General features: G+C 72.5%; 18 protein-coding genes. 6 read left to right on the forward strand and 12 right to left on the reverse strand.

All coding sequences use genetic code 11. The features are described from left to right. Window positions 1–63: 63 nt before the first annotated feature. Window positions 64–942: a sugar phosphate isomerase/epimerase family protein gene (locus tag AB1046_RS15540; protein WP_369370201.1), complete on the reverse strand. Its 879-nt coding sequence runs from the start codon at window positions 940–942 to the stop codon at window positions 64–66. A 58-nt stretch (window positions 943–1,000) separates the two neighbouring features. Further along, window positions 1,001–2,548: a phosphoenolpyruvate--protein phosphotransferase gene (gene ptsP / locus AB1046_RS15545; protein WP_369375731.1), complete on the reverse strand. Its 1,548-nt coding sequence runs from the start codon at window positions 2,546–2,548 to the stop codon at window positions 1,001–1,003. Window positions 2,549–2,819: 271 nt separating this feature from the next. Between ptsP and AB1046_RS15550 the strand changes: the two genes are divergently transcribed. Continuing rightward, the gene (locus AB1046_RS15550; RefSeq protein WP_369370202.1) at window positions 2,820–3,317 is read left to right on the forward strand and encodes a PTS glucose transporter subunit IIA; all 498 of its coding nucleotides are present in this window, start codon (window positions 2,820–2,822) and stop codon (window positions 3,315–3,317) included. 18 nt (window positions 3,318–3,335) lie between these two features. After that, the gene (locus AB1046_RS15555) at window positions 3,336–3,980 is read left to right on the forward strand and encodes an HAD family hydrolase (RefSeq protein WP_369370203.1); all 645 of its coding nucleotides are present in this window, start codon (window positions 3,336–3,338) and stop codon (window positions 3,978–3,980) included. Window positions 3,981–4,024: 44 nt separating this feature from the next. Here the strand turns inward: AB1046_RS15555 and AB1046_RS15560 are convergent, their stop codons facing one another. Both AB1046_RS15560 and AB1046_RS15565 read right to left on the reverse strand, forming a co-directional pair. After that, on the reverse strand, window positions 4,025–6,031 hold the full coding sequence (locus tag AB1046_RS15560; protein ID WP_369370204.1) for an NHL domain-containing thioredoxin family protein: 2,007 nt from the start codon (window positions 6,029–6,031) through the stop codon (window positions 4,025–4,027). 10 nt (window positions 6,032–6,041) lie between these two features. Continuing rightward, window positions 6,042–6,257: a hypothetical protein gene (locus AB1046_RS15565; protein WP_369370205.1), complete on the reverse strand. Its 216-nt coding sequence runs from the start codon at window positions 6,255–6,257 to the stop codon at window positions 6,042–6,044. Window positions 6,258–6,518: 261 nt separating this feature from the next. Between AB1046_RS15565 and AB1046_RS15570 the strand changes: the two genes are divergently transcribed. Both AB1046_RS15570 and AB1046_RS15575 read left to right on the forward strand, forming a co-directional pair. After that, complete coding sequence (locus AB1046_RS15570) at window positions 6,519–7,580, forward strand: hypothetical protein (RefSeq protein ID WP_369370206.1); 1,062 nt, start codon at window positions 6,519–6,521, stop codon at window positions 7,578–7,580. A 232-nt stretch (window positions 7,581–7,812) separates the two neighbouring features. After that, window positions 7,813–8,157, forward strand: coding sequence for a hypothetical protein (locus AB1046_RS15575; RefSeq protein WP_369370207.1), 345 nt, complete (start codon window positions 7,813–7,815; stop codon window positions 8,155–8,157). Window positions 8,158–8,185: 28 nt separating this feature from the next. Here the strand turns inward: AB1046_RS15575 and AB1046_RS15580 are convergent, their stop codons facing one another. Continuing rightward, the gene (locus tag AB1046_RS15580) at window positions 8,186–10,378 is read right to left on the reverse strand and encodes a prolyl oligopeptidase family serine peptidase (protein ID WP_369370209.1); all 2,193 of its coding nucleotides are present in this window, start codon (window positions 10,376–10,378) and stop codon (window positions 8,186–8,188) included. Window positions 10,379–10,426: 48 nt separating this feature from the next. Next, complete coding sequence (locus tag AB1046_RS15585; RefSeq protein ID WP_369370210.1) at window positions 10,427–12,475, reverse strand: cytochrome c oxidase assembly protein; 2,049 nt, start codon at window positions 12,473–12,475, stop codon at window positions 10,427–10,429. Window positions 12,476–12,513: 38 nt separating this feature from the next. On the opposite strand from AB1046_RS15585, the gene AB1046_RS15590 reads away from it, so the two are divergent. After that, window positions 12,514–12,927, forward strand: coding sequence for a WhiB family transcriptional regulator (locus AB1046_RS15590; protein ID WP_369370211.1), 414 nt, complete (start codon window positions 12,514–12,516; stop codon window positions 12,925–12,927). A gap of 255 nt (window positions 12,928–13,182) precedes the next feature. Here AB1046_RS15590 and AB1046_RS15595 read toward each other — a convergent pair whose 3' ends face one another. The 5 genes from AB1046_RS15595 to hisC form a co-directional block, all read right to left on the reverse strand. Then, window positions 13,183–14,079 carry a dihydrolipoamide acetyltransferase family protein gene (locus AB1046_RS15595; protein WP_369370212.1) on the reverse strand — a complete coding sequence of 299 codons (897 nt, stop codon included), beginning with the start codon at window positions 14,077–14,079 and terminating at the stop codon, window positions 13,183–13,185. Then, a complete protein-coding gene (locus AB1046_RS15600) occupies window positions 13,989–14,660 on the reverse strand; it encodes a biotin/lipoyl-containing protein (protein WP_369370213.1) in 672 nt (223 codons plus the stop codon). Before AB1046_RS15600 ends, AB1046_RS15595 begins: the two co-directional genes overlap by 91 nt. A gap of 17 nt (window positions 14,661–14,677) precedes the next feature. After that, window positions 14,678–15,712, reverse strand: a complete 1,035-nt coding sequence (locus AB1046_RS15605) for an alpha-ketoacid dehydrogenase subunit beta (protein WP_369370214.1) — start codon at window positions 15,710–15,712, stop codon at window positions 14,678–14,680. Window positions 15,713–15,717: 5 nt separating this feature from the next. Next, window positions 15,718–16,887, reverse strand: a complete 1,170-nt coding sequence (pdhA, locus tag AB1046_RS15610) for a pyruvate dehydrogenase (acetyl-transferring) E1 component subunit alpha (RefSeq protein ID WP_369370215.1) — start codon at window positions 16,885–16,887, stop codon at window positions 15,718–15,720. 287 nt (window positions 16,888–17,174) lie between these two features. After that, complete coding sequence (hisC, locus tag AB1046_RS15615; protein ID WP_369370216.1) at window positions 17,175–18,263, reverse strand: histidinol-phosphate transaminase; 1,089 nt, start codon at window positions 18,261–18,263, stop codon at window positions 17,175–17,177. 14 nt (window positions 18,264–18,277) lie between these two features. Here hisC and AB1046_RS15620 point away from each other — a divergent pair, with 14 nt between their 5' ends. Then, a complete protein-coding gene (locus tag AB1046_RS15620; protein WP_369370217.1) occupies window positions 18,278–18,685 on the forward strand; it encodes a phage holin family protein in 408 nt (135 codons plus the stop codon). 18 nt (window positions 18,686–18,703) lie between these two features. Here the strand turns inward: AB1046_RS15620 and AB1046_RS15625 are convergent, their stop codons facing one another. Further along, entirely contained in the window at window positions 18,704–20,185 is a 1,482-nt protein-coding gene (locus AB1046_RS15625) for a hypothetical protein (RefSeq protein ID WP_369370218.1), read from the reverse strand. Window positions 20,186–20,194: the final 9 nt, after the last annotated feature.

Consider the following 20,194-nt stretch of genomic DNA (forward strand, 5'->3'; position numbering starts at 1 on the left):
GCCCAGTCTAGCCATGCCCGCGCGTGGAATCGAACCCCTTCGAGAGCAGGATCACAGAACTCGTCACCAGGCGTCGTGGGCCCGGTGGTGCACCCCGGGCGGGGTGTGGAACTCCCGCGGCGTCGGCGACAGGTAGGCCCGCGCGAACTCCAGCGAGGCGGCCAGGTCGTCGTGGCGCTCGGCGGCCGTGCGCGCCGCACGGGTCGAGATCTCCACGCAGACGTCGCCGCTCCACTTGCGCGCGACCAGCTCCTGCAGCACCTTCTCGGCCTGCATGCTGCCGCGGCCGGGCACCAGGTGCTCGTCCCGGGGGCCGTGGTTGCCGTCCGCGAGGTGCACGTGCCGCAGGCGGTCGCCGAAGACACCCAGCAGCATGAGCGCGTCCTGCTGCGCCACGCTCGCGTGCGACAGGTCGAGGGTCACGGCGTCGTAGTCGTGCTCGGCGGGGTCCCAGCCGGGCAGGTAGGCCTGGAACTCACGCTTGCCACCGCGCCACGGGTACATGTTCTCGACGGCGATCGTGATGCCCGTCTTCTCGCTCAGCGCGCGCACCTGCTCCTGGAACTGCCGCGCGTACTTGTACTGCCAGCGGAACGGCGGGTGCACCACCACGGTCTCCGCCCCGAGCTCGAGGGCCATGTCCGCGGTCCGTTCGAGCTTCGCCATCGGCGACCGGCCCCAGACCCGCTGGCTCACCAGGAGCGTCGGTGCGTGCACCGATCGCACGGGCATGCCCGTGTCGGCGGCGAGCTTCGCCAGGGACCGGGGGTTCTGCGTGACCTCCTCGGACCAGATCATCACCTCGACGCCGTCGTAGCCGAGCTCGGCCGCTGACTCGAAGGCCAGCGGCACACGTCGGGGGAACACCGACGCCGTCGAGAGCGTGACCTGCACGTCTGGTGCAGCGCTCTCCTGCGAGTCGGTCCGGATCGGTTCGGGCATGCGGGCCACCTTAAAGCGACTACGTGACTGGAATGTGACCTGAGGGTTCAGATGAGGTTCAGGTGAGAAGACGTTCTCGGACGGCGTCGCGCGCCGCCTGCGCCGTCGGGAGGTCGAGAACCGCCCGGGCCAGCGCCGCGCACTCGTCGCGGGACACCCCGGCCAGGGTGCTGGCTACGTCGGCCAGCGCACGGGGTGTCATAGACAGTGACGTTACGCCAAGCCCCACGAGGACGGGAGCGAGGAGGGGATCGGCCGCCGCCTCGCCGCACACACCCACCGGGACGCCGTGCAGCGCGCCGCCCTCGCACGCCAGGCGGACGAGCTGCAGGACGGCGGGCTGCCACGGGGTCGACAGGGCGGCCACACCGGCCAGGTCGCGGTCGGCCGCCATCGTGTACTGCGTGAGGTCGTTGGTGCCGAGGCTCGCGAACGACACCTCCGCCAGCACGTGCCGCGCCTGCAGCGCGGCGGCGGGGGTCTCGATCATCACGCCCGACTGCGCCAGGCCGTGGGCGGAGCACGCGGCGGCGAAGTCGCGGGCCTCGTCGACGGTGGCGACCATCGGCGCCATCACCCAGACCTCGGCCGTCTCCGCGGCGGCCGCCTGCGCTATCGCGTCCAGCTGGCGGTCCAGCACGTCGGGGTGCGCGACGGCGGTGCGCAGCCCCCGGACGCCGAGCGCCGGGTTGTCCTCGTGGTCCGGGGTGAGGAACCGCATCGGCTTGTCCGCGCCGGCGTCGAGCGTGCGGACCACCACCCGGCCGCCCGGGAAATGGGACAGGACCGCCCGGTAGGCGGTCACCTGCTCCTCGATGCTGGGCTCCTCGCCGCGGCCCAGGAAGCAGAACTCGGTACGGAACAGGCCCACGCCGCGCGCGCCCGCCGCGGCCGCCGCCTCTGCCGCCGCCGGGTCCGCGACGTTCGCGACGAGCTCCACCTCGACCCCGTCGCGGGTGACACCCCGGCCGTCGAAGGTGGCGGCGGTGATCCGGCGCCGGGCTCCCTCGACGTCGTCCGCGGACGGGGTGCGCAGGACGGTGCCGAGCGTGCCGTCCACCACGATCTCCTCGCCGTCGACGAGGTCGCCCGCACCGGGCAGGGCGACGACCGCCGGGATTCCGAGGGCGCGGGCCAGGATCGCCATGTGCGAGGTGGGGCCGCCACGCGCTGTCACGACCGCGGTGACCACTGCCGGGTCCAGCATGGCGGTGTCGGCCGGGGCTAGGTCGCTCGCGACCAGCACAAACGGGTGCCCCGGGTCGGGCACGCCCGGCGGGGCGGCGCCCGTGAGCGCGGCGACTATGCGGTCCCGCACGTCCCGCACGTCGCGGGCGCGCTCCGACATGGGCGGGCCGAGCGCCTCAAGCTGCAGGGCTACCGAGCCCGCCGCGTCCCACACGGCACGCTCCGGGGTGAGGCGGTCCTCCCGGACTCGGCGAGCTGCGCCGGCGGCGAGGGTCGGGTCGGCGGCCATGGCCGCCGTGACCGCCAGGACGTCGGCCGCGGTGCCCGCTGCGCGACTCGCGCGCTCCGCCAGGTCCGACTCGACCCGTGCGGCCGCCTCCTCGACGGCGCGGACGGCGTCGTCGGCCGAACCCGTCAGGCGACTGGTCCGCGGCTCCGGGACGCGGGCCGGGCATCCGGACCACTACGCCCACCGCCCGACCCGGGCTCGCCGGGACTCCCGTGAGCCTCTCGCTCGTCATCCGTGCGCTTCCCCCCAAGCTCTTCGTCGAGTGCGCTCGGAACGTTACACGCGAGCGCCCCGAGGGGCGAGACTCAGTTGCGGAGGCGGGGACGGGCCTGCCACGCCGGTCGGCGCGTCAGGCAAAGAAAAGCTCTCGGCACAGTCCGTGGTCTGACAAGATGACACCATGGCTGAGGCCCTGATCGTCGGCTCCCCCGTCGCAGGACGGGTGGTCGCGATGCGCGACGTGCCCGATCCTGTCTTCGCCGAGAGCATCGTGGGACCGGGGCTCGCGATCGATCCCGACCCCGGGCTCGGTGGGCGCGTCGTCGCGCCGTGCGCGGGGGTGGTGGTGAAGCTGCACCCCCACGCGTTTGTGCTGTTGGCGCCGCCCGCGGAGGAACCGGAGCCGGGCGCGGCCCCCGGCGGCCGGGGAGTCCTCGTACATCTTGGCATCGACACCGTCCAGCTCAAGGGCGAGGGTTTCACGCTGCTGGTCGCCGAGGGGGACACGGTGGTGGCCGACCAGGACCTCATCGTCTGGTCCCCCACCGCGGTGTCCGACGGCGGCCGCTCGCCCCTGGTGCCCGTCGTCGCCCTGGACCTGGGGCCCCGCGGCCTCGACGAGCTGGTCCGGCCGGGCACGCGCGTCCAGGCAGGGGATCCCCTGTTCCGCCTGACGTGACGCCCTAGGGTCGTGGGCATGGTGCGCACCGTGGTGTTCGACGTCGGAGAAACGCTGATCGACGAGTCCCGGATCTGGCTTCGCTGGGCCGAACGGCTCGGCGTCCCGCCGCTCACATTCCTCGGTGTGCTCGGCGGCTGCGCCGCGCTCGACCTGCCCCACCGGGATGCGTTCGAGATGGTCCGGCCAGGGCTGGACGTCGACGCCGAGATCGCGCGCTGGGCCCGGGACGACCCGGACGGCCTGCGGAACGGGTTCGACGCCGAGGATCTCTACCCCGACGTCCGGCCTGCGTTGACCGCACTGCGCGAGGCCGGCTACGACGTCGTCATCGCCGGGAACCAGCCGCCGGAGGCGCGTGCCGCGCTGGAGGCGATGGACCTGCCCGCGAGCGCGATCCGCACCTCGGACGAGTGGGGTGTGGAAAAGCCCGAACCCGAGTTCTTCGCCAAGGTCGCCGAGCTGTCCGGGGTAGCGCCCGAGGAGATCGCCTACGTCGGTGACCGGCTGGACAACGACGTGCTCCCCGCGGCCGACGCCGGGATGCGGCCGATCCTGCTTCGCCGCGGGCCGTGGGGATACCTGCACGCGCGTCGCCCCGAGGCGTCGCGCGCGACGGTGATCGGCTCGCTGACCGAGCTGCCCGAGGTGCTGTCGCGCTGACCTGGCGCAGGCCGACGGGCGCTGGGCCCGCCGGCCCGGGTGCCTCAGCCGCGCAGCGGGAGCGTGAGTCCGGCGTCGCCGTCCGGCACCACCCGGACCGGGACGCCCCAGTCCTGCTGCGCCAGGTGGCAGGCCGGGAAGACGTCGGGGTCCGGCTCGCCGTTCGGCAGCAGCGGCACCTCGTCGCACGACGCAGCCTTGGCGGTCACGTGCAGTACGCCCTCGGTCACCTCGGGGTTGATCACCAGGTCCCGGAACAGGTCGGTGCCGCTCCCGGCGCCCGAGAGCAGCAGCTCGGGTGGTGTCGAGCTGACCTGGAGCGACGTCGACGGACCCCAGCGCTCGTCGAGCTTCTGGCCCGGGGCGGGCACAAACGGCACGTCCACCCGGAGCGCCCCGGCGCCGATGTCCGTGGCGGGGCGGGCCACCCGGTGCGCGCCGTCGTCGAGCACCTCGCCCGCGAGGCTCGCCGGGAGCGCCACCCGGGTAAGCCGGTGCGCCGCCGACTCCACCACCAGCAGGTGCACGGCGTCGCCGGCGACCTCGACGAGCACGTCCGATGGCTCGGCCAGGTCCTTCGCCAGGGTCGTCACCTCGCCGGACGCCGGGTCGTAGCGGCGCAGCGCGCCGTTGTAAGTGTCCGCGACAACGACGGAGCCGTCGGGCAGCGTGGCCACACCGAGCGGATGCTGCAGCAGCGCCTGGCCCGCGGGTCCGTCGCGGTGCCCGAAGTCGAACAGCCCCTGGCCGACGGCGGTCTCGATCGTCACGTCGGTCTCGTCCACGGGGACGACACGGCGCAGCGCAGAGGTCTCGGCGTCGGCGAGCCAGAACGAGCCATCGGGGGCTGGGGCGAGGCCCGACGGCTGTGCGAACCAGGCGCCCACACCGGGGCCGTCCTCCAGGCCCTCGTTCATCGTGCCCGCGAGCAGGCGCACAGCACCCGACCCGTCGAGGGCGCCCGGATCGAACGACCACAGCGTGTGGCTCCCCGCCATGGCGACGACGAACGCGCAGAGCTCGTCGGACCACGTCAGATCCCACGGGGAGCTCAGCCGAACCTGGCGAGCGAGATGGACCGCAGCCGGGTCGAACGCCTCGGCCGGCCCGCCGATGTCCGGACGATGCGCCGCACCCCGCGGAACGTCGGCCCCACCGACCCACTCCGCCCGCAGCACCACGTTCTCCTGGCCGCCCACCATGAACTGCTCGCCCGTGCCCGCGACCGTGAAGACGACCCCGTCGGACAGCCGCACGCCCCGCAGGGCGTGGTTGACCGTGTCGGCCACCACGGCGTCGTACCCCAGCGAGGCCCGGAGGTCCTCCGGCACCAGGCACAGGCCGTTCGGCTCGCTGAACCGCGCCTCGCCGGCGCCGCCGTCCAGCAGCCCGCGCTCGCCCGACCCGATGCGCCGCACGAGCGTCTTGCCGTCGGGCGCGAGCTCGGCGAGCGAGTGGTGCCCGGCGTCCGCGACCAGGAGGTTCCCGTTCGGCAGGGCGAGCACCTTCGCAGGGAAGCGCAGCGTGCCCGACGCCGGAGCCGGCGGCACGTACGGCCCGGACCCGCGGTGCAGCGTGCCCTTGGCCGCGTGCTCGGCGATCAGGTCGCCCACGAGCGCGGCGATCGCGGAGCCGTGCCCCTCGCCCGCCATCTGCGCCACGATGTAGCCCTCGGGGTCGATCACCACGAGCGTGGGCCACGCCCGCGCCGTGTACGCACCCCAGGTGACGAGCTCCGGGTCGTCCAGTACGGCGTGCCGCACCTCGTACCGCTCGACGGCGGCGGCGAGCGCGTCCGGGTCGGCCTCGTGCTCGAACTTGGGCGAGTGCACGCCGATGATGACGAGCTCGTCGCGATGCTGCTCCTCGACCTCGCGCAGCTCGTCGAGGACGTGCAGGCAGTTGATGCAGCAGAAGGTCCAGAAGTCGAGGACGACTACCTTGCCACGCAGGTCGGCGAGGGTGACGTTGCGGCCACCGGTGTTCAGCCAGCCGCGCCCGACAAGCTCGGACGCGCGGACCCGGGGCAGATTCTGGACCTGAGTGCTCACCGGCCCATTGTCACTCCTGGGGCGTGCTGCCCTTCGGGGCGTCCGGCTTGCGGGCACGCCACTGCTCGACCAGGGCCTTGTCGGCCCGGCGGCGTGTGAGGTCGCTCTTGCTGGAGTGCACGGCCGCCCGGTGCGCGAGCAGAGCGGCACGGTCGCGCTCAAGAGCCCACATCAGAGCCTGGCGCACGTCAGCGCGACTTACCCGTGCGCTCCGTGTCTCGTCCATCGTCCCGATCATTCTCGCCGTCTCAGTTCCACCGGCGCCCAGGTGCGGTCGCCGCCAACGATTCAGGAGGTCACCCGGGGATGTTTTGTGACATCCCAGGTCTACCTGGCTTTCACCCGGTCATGATTGGGTGTAGCAGAGGAACGTACCGTGCAAACCCGGCGGCGGTATATCCGTCTATCGGATGACTTTGTGGGACAGACCGGCGTGTCGCCACTTGGCGTGCCGCGCCGCGTGGGTGGGTGAAGAGAGGATCAGGGCATGGACCGCGACCAGGCCAGGAAGATGAAGGAGCAGCTCGCAGCCTTCGCCCGAGAGCTCGCCGAGAAGCACGGAGTCGTGGCTACCCCGCGGTCGGTAGGCAGCCAGTCGGTCGCCGAGGCCGCCGACGTCGTACGCGCCCCGACCCTCGCGCTCGGCCTGGTACCCCAGGCCGAGGGCGGCTTCGGTATCGCTGTCCGGTACCGGCTCGGGGTTCCCCGGGCGCGTTCGATAGTGCGCAAGATCTCGGCGGAGGTCGGGCCCGACGTCGACGTCCGCCGCACCGGCCGAATCCGCCCCGTCAGCGACCTGGGTCCACGCCCGCCCGCACCGACGTCGCAGGCCGACGGCGACACGGACCGGAGCCGGCCGCTGCGACCCGGCATCTCGATCGGCCACGTGGGGGTCACGGCGGGCACGCTCGGCGCCTTCGTGACCCGCACCGGTCCCGGTGCGGTCGACGGCGAGCTGTACGCACTCTCCAACTACCACGTCCTGGCCGGGTCGCCGGCGGCCCAGCCGGGCGACATCGTCCTGCAGCCCGGACCCGCCGACGGCGGGCTCGCGCCGGGCGACCGGATCGGCGAGCTCACGCAGGTTGTGGACCTGGACGCCGTCGAGCCGTCCTACACGGACGCCGCGATCGCGCGGCTCGACAACGTCCCGGTCGACTTCGAGTACCCCGTGGGGCGCGTGGTGAAGACCGCGCGGGCCCTCGGTGGTGAGATCGTCGGCAAGATCGGCCGCACGACGGCGATCACCCGCGGGCGGGTCACCGCCATCGAGCTCGACGACGTCATAGTCGGCTACGAAGACCTCGGTGCGCTCGCCTTCGACGACCAGATCGAGATCGAGTGCCTCGACGACGGCCCGTTCTCCCGGGGCGGCGACTCGGGGGCGCTCGTGTACCGGGAGGACGGGGTGGCGCTCGGCCTGCTGTTCGCCGGGTCGGAGTCCGGCGGGCGCAGCGGGAAGGGTCTCACCTACGCCAACCCGATCGACCGGGTGTTCGACATCCTCGGGATCGAGCTGGCCGGAGAGCCGGCTCGACCGTTCGGATGACGCCCCTGATGAGGCTCAGGCGGCGTTCGGCATGCGCACCAGCGTTTCCCGCGCCGGGCGTGTCGCCGTCGGCGATGATGGGCTCGGGCGTGTTCGCCCGGCGCGTCGTGGAGCACAACCCGGCTGACCTGCGACGCCGTCCGAGGCCCCGGAATGTGTCCGAACCCATCTCCCGGACCGCTGGTAGGGGGTAGACACGGGGGACACAATGGATGACCAGGAGGTGATCGGGATGGCAACACTTGACGAGGCTCGGTCGGCAAAAGCCGCATTGCGGAAAAAAGTTACCGGGCTCGACGGTGTGATCGGAGTTGGCGTCGCCCCTGAGTTCACGACGGCCCTCGGACATGCACCGCGCGAATATCCGGCACGTCCCCACACCGGGCCGGGCAGATCGGGCGGATCCCCCGTCGAAGTACTCCCCGACGAGGTCTCGGTGGAGCAGGTCACCGGACCCGGCGGAAGCTGGGTGCTGCAGGTCAACGTGACGGACCCGGGCCTGGTGGACAAGGTCCCCGAAGAGATCTCTGACGTCGCAGTGCGCGTCCGGGTAGTGGGGGCCGTCCGAGCGGGCTGACGCACGTCAGCCGCCCGGACGGCGTGCCTCAGCCGAGGGTGGTCGGCAGCTCCGGCTTCTCGTCCAGCACCTGCTCGGCGAGGAACGCCGAGATCACCTGGTACCAGACCTTGGCGTTCTGCGGCGTGAGCACCCAGTGGTTCTCGTCCGGGAAGTACAGGAACCGGTGCACGGTCTCCCCGTCGTCCGACGCCGGGAGGCCCGACTTGGTGAGCAGCTCGAACCACAGGCGCAGGCCTTCACCGACCGGCACGCGGTAGTCCTTGTCCCCGTGGATCACGAGCATCGGCGTGCGGATCTCGCCCACCGACAGGTGCGGGCTGTTCTCCAGCGCCATCTCCGGCGTCATCTCGCGCGCCCAGTAGAACCCCGCGTCCGTGGTCGGGCCGAACTGGTCCAGCGCCCACAGGCTCGCGTGCGTCACCACCGCCCGGAACCGGTCGGTGTGCCCGGCCACCCAGTTGGCCATGTAGCCGCCGAACGAGCCGCCCATCGCGGCCGTACGGGTCTCGTCGATCTCCGGCAGCGCCTCGGCGGCGTCGGTGATCGCCATGAGGTCCGTGAACGGCGCCCTGCCCCAGGCGCCCCAGCCGCGCTGGATGAACTCCTGGCCGTACCCGGTCGACAGCGCCGGGTCCGGCAGCAGCACGGCGTACCCCTGCGCCACCATCAGCCACGGGTTCCAGCGCCAGCTCCAGGCGTTCCACGAGCCGAGCGGGCCGCCGTGGATCCACAGCAGGAGCGGGGCCTTGGCCTCCGGCCCGACGTCGGCAGGCAGCGCGAGCCAGGCGCGCACGCGCGTGCCGTCCTCGGTGGTGGTCTCGATCTCGGTGAGGGTGCCCGGCAGGGCCGGGGCCGGCACCGGCGAGCGCAGGAGGTCCGCGGCGACCGGCGTCCGCTCCCCCGGTGCGCCCGAGGCGAGGAAGGCTGCGAGGCCGATCCGCACCGGCTCGGCGGGCGCCGCGTAGGAGGTGCGCAGTGCGAAGACGGTGGCGCCGTCGGGAGTGACGGAGAGGTCGGAGAAGACCGCGTCGTCGGCGGTCAGCTTCTCGACGATCACGTCGCCGCCCGGGAGCGCCGCCGAGAACGTGAGCAGGAAGACCGGGCCGCGGCCGTCGTCGTCGGCCTGGACCAGCAGGCCGCTGCCGTCCGGGAGCCAGGTGGGGCGGCCGGGCCAGCGGTCCCAGTCGTCGGCGAGGACCACCGGTTCGGCTGAGCCGTCGGTCGGGACCAGGGCGAGGCGGACCACCGGGGCCTCGTCCGGGGACGAGATGGACTCGGTCACGTAGGCGACCCAGGCGCCGTCGGGCGAGATGCGTGGTGCGCCTGCATCGCCGTCCGGGTCGTCGACGAGTACCCGGCGGTCGCCGGTCGCGGTGTCGATGGCGACCAGGTGGCTCCGGAGTGCCGCGCCGGGGTCGCTGACGCTCCAGCTGCTGACGAGCGTGCTGCCGTCGGCGGACAGGTCCGCCGAGTGCTCGTCGAGGTGCCGGCCGGGCCCGGTGAGGTCACGCAGGTCGAGGTGCGTGCCGGGGGCGGAGGCTTGGTCCGGTGCTGCGTCCGGCGCCGGGTCTCCCGGCGCCGCGCCGTCCGGCGTAGGAGCGGCTGGCAGCGGCACCGCCGGGGCGTCGGCGAGGGCCGCGAGGTCGCCCGCGAAGCGTCGCTCCTGGTCCGGGCCGAGGTCGTGGTCCCAGAACCGGACCGGGTAGCCGGTGTGCAGGATCGCTGACACCTTCTGGTCCTTGCGGGCCTTGCGCAGCTTGGCGTCCTGCTTCAGGTCCTGCGCGGAAGGCAGGAGGCCGGCGGCGACGCTGACCGTGTCGGCGTCGCGCGCCGTGAGCGTGCCGGAGACGCCGCCTGGCGGGGCCGCGATCACGCGGGCCTCGCCGCCGCCCGCCGGCAGGAGCCAGAGGACGGGCCCCCGCTCGTCGCCGTCCTTGCCGTCCGGGTCGGGCCGGGCGGAGGTGAAGAGCAGGTCGCCGGTCCGGGTGAAGACGGCGGACGACTCGCCCTTCGCCGAGCGGGTCAGGCGGCGGGGCGGGGTCTCGCCCGTCGGGTCCACCTCCCACAGCGCGGTGCGATACCCGGTGCGCTCGGCGTCGAGCGTCTGGAGGGTGGCGACGAGCCGGGTGCCGTCCTGGCTGGCCGTGAGGCCGGTGACACGCGGGACGGCGACGTAGTGGTCGAGGTCGTGGAACGGGGTCTGTGGGGATTCGCTCACGCGCCCGTCCTATCACGCCGCCCCTGGGTTGTGGGCGGGATTTTTGGGTCAGCCCTCGCCGCGCTTGGCTGCCTGGTCCGCCTTCTCGGCCAGCATCCTGTTGTACGCCTCCAGCTCGGCGTCGCCGTCGCGCTCTGCCTTGCGGTCGGTGCGCTTGGCCTCGCGCGCGTCGGACCGGGTCCAGGAGATGGCGACGCCGATCGCGAGCAGCAGGGTCGGCAGCTCGCCGATACCCCAGGCGACGGCGCCGCCCGTCTGCTGGTCCTCGATGGCGCTGGCCCCCCAGGGGCGGCCCATGAGCCCGAACCAGTCGGGCACGAGCAGCGCGGTGCCCGAGGTCAGCGTCACGCCGAAGAAGGCATGGAACGCCATCGTGGCGAACAGCAGCACGAGCCGCAGCGGGTAGCTGGGCCGGGAGGGCCCGGGGTCGACGCCGATCAGCGCGTTCGCGAAGAGGTAACCGACGAGCGTGAAGTGGGCGACCATCCACAGGTGGCCGGCGTAGGTGGTGAGCGCGAGCTCGAACAGCGGCGTGAAGTAGAAGACGATCATGCCGCCCGCGAACAGGACGGCGGCCACCACCGGGTTGGCCATGAACCGGCCGAAGGCGGAGTGCACCAGGAGCAGGACCCACTCGCGCGGGCCCCGCGAGTCGTCCTTGCGCGCGGGAACGGCCCGGGCGAGCAGGGTGACCGGGGCGGCGAGCACGAGGAACAGCGGCACCACCATCGCCAGGACCATGTGCTGCACCATGTGGGCGCTGAACAGGACGTGCCCGTATGCGGCCGCGCCGCCGTTGGTGGCCCAGAACAGCACCACCATGCCGAGGCACCAGGAGATGGTGCGGCCCACGGGCCAGGCGTCCCCGCGGCGGCGTAGCCGCAGCGCCCACCGCACGTACACGAACACGGCGGCCGCGCAGGCGAACGCGAGGATGACGTCCCACTGGAACTCGGTGAGCCAGCGCAGCGGCGTGGGCTCGGGCGGCAGCGGGTGGCCGGTGACGAGCTCGGCCGGGGTGGCGTCGACGATCTCGTCGTCGGGCACAGGAGGCGCCGTAGAGCCGAGAGCTACCGCCACGCCCGACACCGCGCCCATCACGCCGACCTCCACGGCGGCGAGCCGCCAGAACAGCCCGATTGCGGCGTTCCTGGTGCTGGTCCCGGTGGAGAGCCGCGCGATGACCGTGCTGCGGTGCAGGTAGCCCAGCCCGCCGAGCACAACGAGCAGCACCGCCTTCACCACGAGCAGGATCCCGTAGTCGGTGCTGAGCCCGTCGATCGAGCCGATCCGGATCCAGGCGCTGACCAGGCCCGAGACCGCGACGGCGACGAAGCACCAGAACGCGATCTCGGAGTAGCGGCGGATCACGTCGGCGGTCGCCGCGTACCGCACGCCGATGAAGACGATGGCGCCGAGCCCACCGATCCAGAGGGCCGCGCCGCCGAGGTGCAGGAACAGGGCCGAGATAGCCAGGTCGTGGCTGGAGGCTCCGGCGGCGTGGCCGGTCGAGGACTGCATGCCCAGCGCCACCAGCGGCAGCGCGAGGGTGCACAGCGCACCCGTGGACCCGCGGACCAGGAGCGCGACGGCGGCCGTCACGGCCGCGATGATCACGATCCCCAGGTAGGTGCGCCCGAGGGGGATGGTGGAGACGTACTCCATGAGCGCCGGGCCGAACCCCTCCGCGTCCAGGGGCAGGTACGTGGACCATGAGAACCGAAGCACCAGCTGCACGAGCGCCGCGAGGGTCCACAGGCCGGCGGAGACCCCCGCGACCCCGAGGGCGCGGTCCACCAGCGGCCCGCGGGGCAGCACCCAGGCCGCCAGCGCGAGCGCGCCGACGGTGATCGCCACTGCCAGCTCGGTTACCACCGTCGCGACGGGCATGCCCCACCGCACGACGACGCCGGGGTCGGCGAAGTTGGCGAACGCGGTGAAGGCACCGGAGAACGTGCCCGCCGCGAAGAGCGCGGCCAGCGCCACGAGGGCCGCCGCTGGCAGGGCGCCGACGAGCCACGACGGGCTCGTGGGGCCGCTCGCGGGGCTGGTCCGGGCGGCTCTGCTGGTCCTGTTCCGGGCGTCGGTCGGGGTCACGCGCTCCAGCCTAGGCGCGCCGCAGAGCGGTTCCGAACGTGTCCGGGTCATCCGGTCGACCACACGTCGACCACGACCTGAGCACCCCAGAATCGGGCATTCCGGGAACGTTCAGGAAAAATTCGGTCGGATTATGCACCAAACCCAACCCTTTAGCCCTCTACTACGTTGTGACCAGTGTGGACCTCGCGAACATCATCACCGAGACCGATGACTCCGTACCGTGCTCGGAACAGCCCGAGCTCTGGTTCGCGGAACACCCCGCGGACCTCGAAGAAGCGAAACGCGCCTGTGCGGTCTGCCCGCTCAAGGCCCAGTGCCTGGCGGGCGCGCTCGACCGCCGCGAGCCCTGGGGCGTCTGGGGCGGAGAGATCGTCGTCGACGGCACGGTGCGCAGCCGCAAGCGTCGTCGCGGCCGGCCGCGCTCGATCGGGGGCATGCGCGTGGCGTGACCGCCGCGCGGCGTGACTGCCGCGTAGCCAGCGAACGTTGCCCGAGGCACGGCGATCGAGCGGTCGCCGTGAGATGCCGGAGCAGTGCGCCTGTCCGTACCACGGATCTCCCAGACCGATCCGGAGGGGCGCACTGCACCGGTAGCCTTGTATCAGGCCATTTGAACGTGCCAGACCCCGCAGGTCACACAAAAATGTCAGACCCTCAGTCACGCAGGTGGCTGAGGGTCTGACACTTTTGTGAGCCTCTGGAGCTCAGCTCCAGACCAGGCCGTGCGCCGGCTCTTCGAGCACCCGCGCGACGTCGGACAGGAACCGTGCACCCAGCTCGCCGTCGGCCAGGCGGTGGTCGAAGCTGAAGCTGAGCTGCGTCACCCAGCGCGGCTTGACCTTGCCCTTGTGCACCCAGGGCTGCTTGCGGATCGCGCCGAAGGCGAGGATCCCCGCCTCCCCCGGGTTCAGGATCGGCGTACCGGTGTCGATGCCGAAGACACCCAGGTTGGTGATCGTGATGGTGCCGTCGGACATGTCGGTGACCGAGGTGCGTCCGGCCCGCGCGGTCGCCGTCAGCCCCGCCAGGGCCTTGGCGATGCCGAGCAGGTCGAGCGTGTGCGCGTCCTTGATGTTCGGCACCACGAGTCCGCGCGGGGTCGCCGCGGCGATCCCCAGGTTCACGTAGTGCTTGTAGATGATCTCCTGGGCCGCGTCGTCCCACGAGGCGTTGATCTGCGGGTGCCGCTTGACGGCGAGCAGCACCGCCTTGGCCGCGATGAGCAGCGGCGTCACCTTGACGTCAGTGAAGTCGCGGTCCTCCTTGAGCTTCGCGACCAGCGTCATCGACTTCGTGACGTCGACCGTGTGCAGGACCGTCACGTGCGGGGCGGTGAACGCGCTGGCCACCATGGCCTCGGCGGTGCGCTTGCGGACGGACCGCACCGGGACGCGCGTCCGCCGCCCGTCCGGTGAGACCACGCCCGAGGCGAGCCACGGCTCGTCGTCGGGGTAGCTCGTCAGCTTCTGCACCGACGAGCGCTCGGCGTGCGCCACCACGTCCTCGCGCGTCACGATGCCGCCCGGACCTGACGCGTGCACACCCGCCAGGTCCACCCCCAGGTCCTTGGCGAGCTTGCGGACCGGCGGCTTGGCCAGCACACGAGCCCGCGCGGCGGTGGTGGTACCGACGTCCGACGCCGGCGCGGGGCCGGCGGTGCGGGCGTGGTGACCGCGACGGGCGCGGCCACCGGCGCGGGCGTCGCCACCGGCGCGGGCGTCGCCACCGGTGCAGGCGTGGCGACTGCGACGGGCGCGGTGGGGGCCGCGGCCGGCGCCGACGACTGGTGCCGCCGACGCCGTCCGCTCGGCTTCGCCTCGGCGGTGCCGTAACCGACCAGCACCGATCCGGAGCTCTCGTCCTCATCGCCGCCGGCCGCGGGGGCACCACCGGAGGCGGCGCCGTTCGGCGTCGACCCGGCCGGGCCGGCGTCGTCGGACACCGTGATCTCGATGATCGGGGTGCCGACGTCGACGGTGGTGCCCGACGCCACGAGCAGCGCCGACACCGTGCCGTTCCAGGGCGACGGCAGGTCCACGAGGGACTTTGCCGTCTCGATCTCGACGATCGTCTGGTTGATCTCGACGGTGTCGCCGACTGCGACCTGCCACTCGACGATCTCGGCCTCGGTGAGGCCTTCACCGACGTCGGGGAGTGGGAACCTCTGGGTCTTCAAGCTCACTCTCGGCTCACTCCTGGTCAGTGCGCGAAGGCACGGTCGACGGCGTCGAGCACACGATCGACGCTCGGCAGGTACTCGTGCTCGTGCTTCGCCACCGGGTACTGGGTGTGGAAGCCGCCCACGCGGAGCACGGGCGCCTCGAGCGCGTAGAAGCACTCCTCGGTGACCCGGGCCGCGATCTCGGCACCTGCGCCGAAGAACACGGGTGCCTCGTGGATGACGACGCAGCGCCCCGTCTTGCGCACGCTGGAGACCAGCGTGGCGGTGTCGAGCGGGGAGACTGCGCGCAGGTCGAGCACCTCGGCGGAGCGGCCCTCCTCAGCGAGAGCGTCAGCGGTCTTGAGCGCGGTAGCGACGGACGGACCGTAGGCGACGAGCGTGACGTCGGTGCCCTGGCGGAGCACCTTTGCGACGTTGAGCGTGTCCGTGCCGAGCGGCGTGTCCAGGTCGACCGGGCCCTTGCCCCAGTAGCGGCTCTTGGGCTCGAAGTACAGCACGGGGTCCGGGGAGGCGATGGCCTCCTGGATCATCGTGTAGGCGTCCTGCGGGTTGCTCGGCGAGACCACGCGCAGGCCCGCGGTGTGCGCGAACAGCGCCTCCGGGCTCTCGCCGTGGTGCTCCACGCCGCCGATGCCGCCGCCGTACGGGATGCGGATCACTACGGGCAGCTGCACCGCGCCACGCGTGCGGTTGTGGATCTTCGAGAGCTGCGTGGTGATCTGGTTGAACGCTGGGAAGACGAACCCGTCGAACTGGATCTCGCAGACGGGCCGGTAGCCGCGCATGGCCAGGCCGATGGCGGTGCCGACGATGCCGGACTCCGCCAGTGGCGTGTCCACCACGCGCTGCTCGCCGAACTCGGCCTGCAGGCCGTCGGTCACCCGGAAGACGCCGCCCAGCGGGCCGATGTCCTCGCCCATGAGCATTACCTTGTCGTCACGCCGCATCGCGGCGCGCAGGCCTTCGTTGACCGCCTTGCTCAGCGACAGCGTCGTGGTGCCAGACGCCGGTGCAGGGGCGCCGCCGGAGGTGGTGTGCGTTCGTTCCGCCATGGTTGTCATCGTGCGCCTCCCTGCGCTGAGTCCGCGATCGCGTACTGGGGGGCCGGCGGGTCGCCGGCGTCGTAGGCCTCGTACCAGGCCCGTTCCGCGGCGACGACGCCGTGGGGGGTGGCGTACACGTCGTCGAACGTGCTCGCGACGGCCGAACCTCCGTCGAGGGCACGGACGCCGGTGCGCAGCGCTGCGCTCAGCTCGTCGCCCGTAGCCTTGATCTCGGCGACGAAGTCGTCGTCGAGCGCGTCCTCGGCCCGCAGCAGCGCGCCGAGACGGTCGATCGGGTCGAGGAGGCGCCACTGCTCCTCCTGCTCGGAGCTGCGGTAGCGGGTCGGGTCGTCCGACGTCGTGTGGGCGCCCATGCGGTAGGTGAACGCCTCGATGAAGCTGGGGCCCTCACCCGCGCGCGCCCGCTCGAGCGCCTCCTGCGTGGCGGCGTACACGGCGAGCACGTCGTTGCCGTCGACCCGCAGGCTGGGCAGGCCGAACGCCTCACCCCGCTGGTAGAGCGGGCTCCGCGTCTGCCTGATGGTGGGCTCGGAGATGGCCCACTGGTTGTTCTGCAGGAAGAACACGACGGGCGCGTTGTTCACGGCGGCGAACACCATGGACTCGTTGACGTCACCCTGCGAGGTGGCGCCGTCACCGAAGTAGGTGATGACGGCGGTGCCGTCGTGCTTGTCGTGCGGGGTGCCGTCCCGCTGGACGCCCATCGCGTAGCCGGTGGCGTGCAGGGCGTGCGCACCGATGACGATCGTGTAGACCTGGGTGTTGAACTCGTTCGGGTTCCACCCACCGTGGTCCGAACCGCGGAAGAACCGCAGCCGATCGACAGGGTCCACTCCGCGGACGTGCAGCACTCCGTGCTCCCGGTACGACGGGAAGACGTAGTCCTGCGGCCGCAGGGCGTGGGCACTGCCGACCTGCGCGGCCTCCTGGCCACGAGCCGGCGCGAACAGAGCGAGCTCGCCCTGGCGCTGCAGTGAGGTCGCCTCGTCGTCGAAACGGCGAGTCAGGACCATGTCGCGGTACATGCCTCGAAGGTCTTCCGAGGTCAGAGCAGCGGCGCGGTCGCGATATCCCTTGGTAGCGCGTGTGGTGACGCGGTTGCCTTGGGGATCGAGTAGCTGCAACGTCGGGATCGCCTCGTTGGAGCTGATATTCGTAGTCACGCTTCCTCCTTCGACTGCGGACGCGAGCGCCCGCTGTTGCGGAGACGCCCGGTCCGTTCCGGGGACCTTTCCATCCTGGCACGGGTCCGGCCGGAAATTTAGCCGATCCGCAACCTACGCTCTCGTAGCCTACGCAAGCGTAGGCTACGGGTCCGTAGGTTGGTCTGCCGCGATGTCGGCCAATCTCTCGGGCGGCCGTTTGTCGGAACCCACCAACAGCCGCGACGCAGTCTCTGCCGACCGGGTCCGGGACCTGGCCTGGAGCGCCTGGGTCTCGCCGGGCCGAGTCAGCGCCAGGCCGACGCGATCGTCAGGAATGCGTCGTTCGCCTCAGGCTCGCCGATGCTTACGCGCAGCCCGTCGCCGGCGAACGGGCGCACCAGTACGCCGGCCGCCTTCGCCTCGGCGGCGCGTTGCATAGTTGACTCGCCCAGGCCGAACCAGACGAAGTTCGCCTGCGTCTCCGGGAGGTCCCAGCCCTGGTCACGCAGGCTCCCGACGACGCGCGTGCGCTCGCCGACCAGAGCCTCGACCCGCTCCAGCAGCTCGCCCTGCGCCGTCGGCTCCAGCGACGCCAGTGCGGCGACCTGTGCCACGTGCGAGACGCCGAACGGCGTCGACACGGCGCGGATGCCCGCGGCCAGGCGCGGTTCGGCGACCGCGTAGCCGACCCGCAGCCCGGCCAGCCCGTACGCCTTGGACAGGGTGCGCAGCAGCACCACGTTGGCGTGCCGCCGCAGCAGGTCGACGCCGTCGGCCACCTGGGGATCGCGGACGAACTCGAGGTAGGCCTCGTCCACCACGACGAGCACGTCCTTGGGCACCGCCGCGAGGAACGTCTCCAGCTCGTCGGCGTGCACCGCCGGGCCCGTCGGGTTGTTCGGCGTGCAGACCAGCACCACCCGGGTGGCGGGCGTGACGGACGCGGCCATCGCGGGCAGGTCGAGCCGGCCGGTGCCCTCCTGGACCGGGACCAGAACGGCCTTGCCGCCGGCCACCGCTACGGCGATCGGGTACGCCTCGAAGGACCGCCACGGGAACACGACCTCGTCCCCGTGCTCGACGACGGCCTGCAGCACGTGCGACAGCACCGCCACGGAGCCGTTGCCGACCACCACGTTCTCCGGCGCGACCCCGGTACGCGCCGCGAGCGTCTCGACAAGCTCGCCCGCGTACATGTCCGGATACCGGTTCGCCTCTGCCGCGGCGCGCGCTATCGCGTCCAGCACCGACGGCAGCGGCGAGTAGGGGTTCTCGTTCGACGACAGCTTCCAGGCCTGTGCGCCGGCGCCGGCACGCGCGCCGGGGACGTAAGCGGGCAGCGACGACACGGCACGGCGGAGCGGTACGGATGCTTCTTCCACGGGGGTCAGCATGCCACGATGGCCAGATGAAGATAGTGGCGCGCATCGTCATCACCGCACTCGCAATCGCACTGTCGGCCCTGATCCTCGGCTCGCACATGGACATCGTGAGCAACGGGACCACCCTCGGCGCGATCCTCGCCACCCTGGGGGTCGCGATCGTGTACGGCCTGGTCCACATGATCGTGAAGCCGATCGTCCAGCTGATCTCGCTCCCGCTCTACATCCTCACGCTCGGCCTGGTGTCGTTGCTGGTCAACACGCTCATGCTGTGGATCACGACGCTCATCACCAACCAGTCGTGGTTCTCCGACACGCCCAACTGGGGCCTGGAGGTGACCGGCGGCTTCTGGTGGTTCCTGCTGGCGGCGCTCGTGATCTCGGTGGTGCAGACCATCCTGCTGGCGCTGCTGCCGAAGCGGATCTCTGACTGAGGCGCCGCGCACCGGTGGTCACGGGTCGGCCCGTTCGGCCCGGTAGAAGCTGGTGCTCACCACCCTCCCGTCCAGCCGGACGGCGATCCGGTCGGCCACCTCGGTCACCCGCGGGTCGCCCGACCCGGTCGCGAGGTCCAACGTGCGGATGTGCGTCGCTATCGAGTGCGCCTGCGGCAGGCTGCCCGACGCCGCCCGGTCGCCTGCGTGGTCCGAGTCCCGCAGCGACCGGACGACCGTCACGCGGTCCCGCGTGCGCGGGTTCTCCGCGGCGGAGCGGCCATCGGTGTTCGAGACCAGCTCCTCCGGCGTCTCCAGGTTCAGCACCGGCACCCCCGGCGGCGTGGCCAGCAGGCCTGTCGGTGACCCGGCGGTGACCAGAGCGCCGATCCGGTACCGCTCCGCGAAGCCCGCCCGGGCCAGCAGCGCCCCGGCCGCGATCCCACCCAGGCTGTGCCCAACGAGGGTCACTGGCTCGTCGGGTCCGACGCCGGAGTCCGCGAGCGCCTGCTCGATCGCCGCCGTTGCGCCGTCGGCGTCGCCGGCGACCAGCTCGAGGTCGGTCCGGCCGTCCCAGGGATGGTCCGCGGGCAGCGCCGCCTGGGTACCGGGGACCAGCACGGTCCAGGACACTGCGCCGTCGGCCCCCGTCACTTTCTGGACGGCCACTGTGGCCGCGGGCACTCCGGTGCGGCTCGGGTAGAGGTCGTCGACCCGGGCGAGGGCCTCCTGCACTGACCACGCTCCGGTGTCGGCCCAGGCCGGGGCTGCGCCGTCCGGGAGATCCTCGGGGGCGAGCCGCGTGACCCGGATACCGGGAGCGTCGTTCCCGAGCAGCGGTGCCTCGCGGGCCACGTGCGCGAGCACGCCGGCCCCTCCGGCGGCCCCCGTGCGACCCTGCGCGAGCCCCGGCTGGGCCAGGGCGACCCCGTGGCCCGCACCGGCGAACGCCTCGTCCGAGTAGGGCGCCAGGCCGCGGGTCGCGGTGGCCGCGGCGAGCCCGAACCCCGCCGGGGAGAGGCCGCCGGTGAGTACTCCCGCGCGCAGCCGGCCCGCCAGCTCGGCACCGCCCAGGATGCCGACCCCGACGAGCCCGGCCCAGCCCAGGCTGCCGGCCACCACCGCGGGAATGAAGGTCCCAGCGGTGATCGCCGCGCCCAGCACCCGCTCGGCCGTCGGCTCCGCGTCCTCGTACAGGCCCGCCGCCCGCAGCAGGCGCCAGCCCAGCAGGTCGCACAGCTCGGCCCGGGCGACGAGGCACCGCGCCGCGTCTCGCGCGGCCGCCTCGAGCGCCAGGGCGGCCGGCGCGAGCCAGGCGGCCTGGTCGAGGGCGGCGGCGGGCCGGCCCACCGCGCCGGGCAGCACCAGGTCAGCGCTCGCCGCGGCGCACCGCACCGCGGCCGCTCTGAGGTCCTGGGCGGCGCCCGCCATCCGCGCCGCCGCGCGCCGCACCGAGTCGGACTCGACGCTGGTGGCGCCCGCTCCCCCGAAGACCGTCATGGTGTCCGC

It is taken from the genome of Promicromonospora sp. Populi (assembly GCF_041081105.1).
Taxonomy (GTDB): domain Bacteria; phylum Actinomycetota; class Actinomycetes; order Actinomycetales; family Cellulomonadaceae; genus Promicromonospora.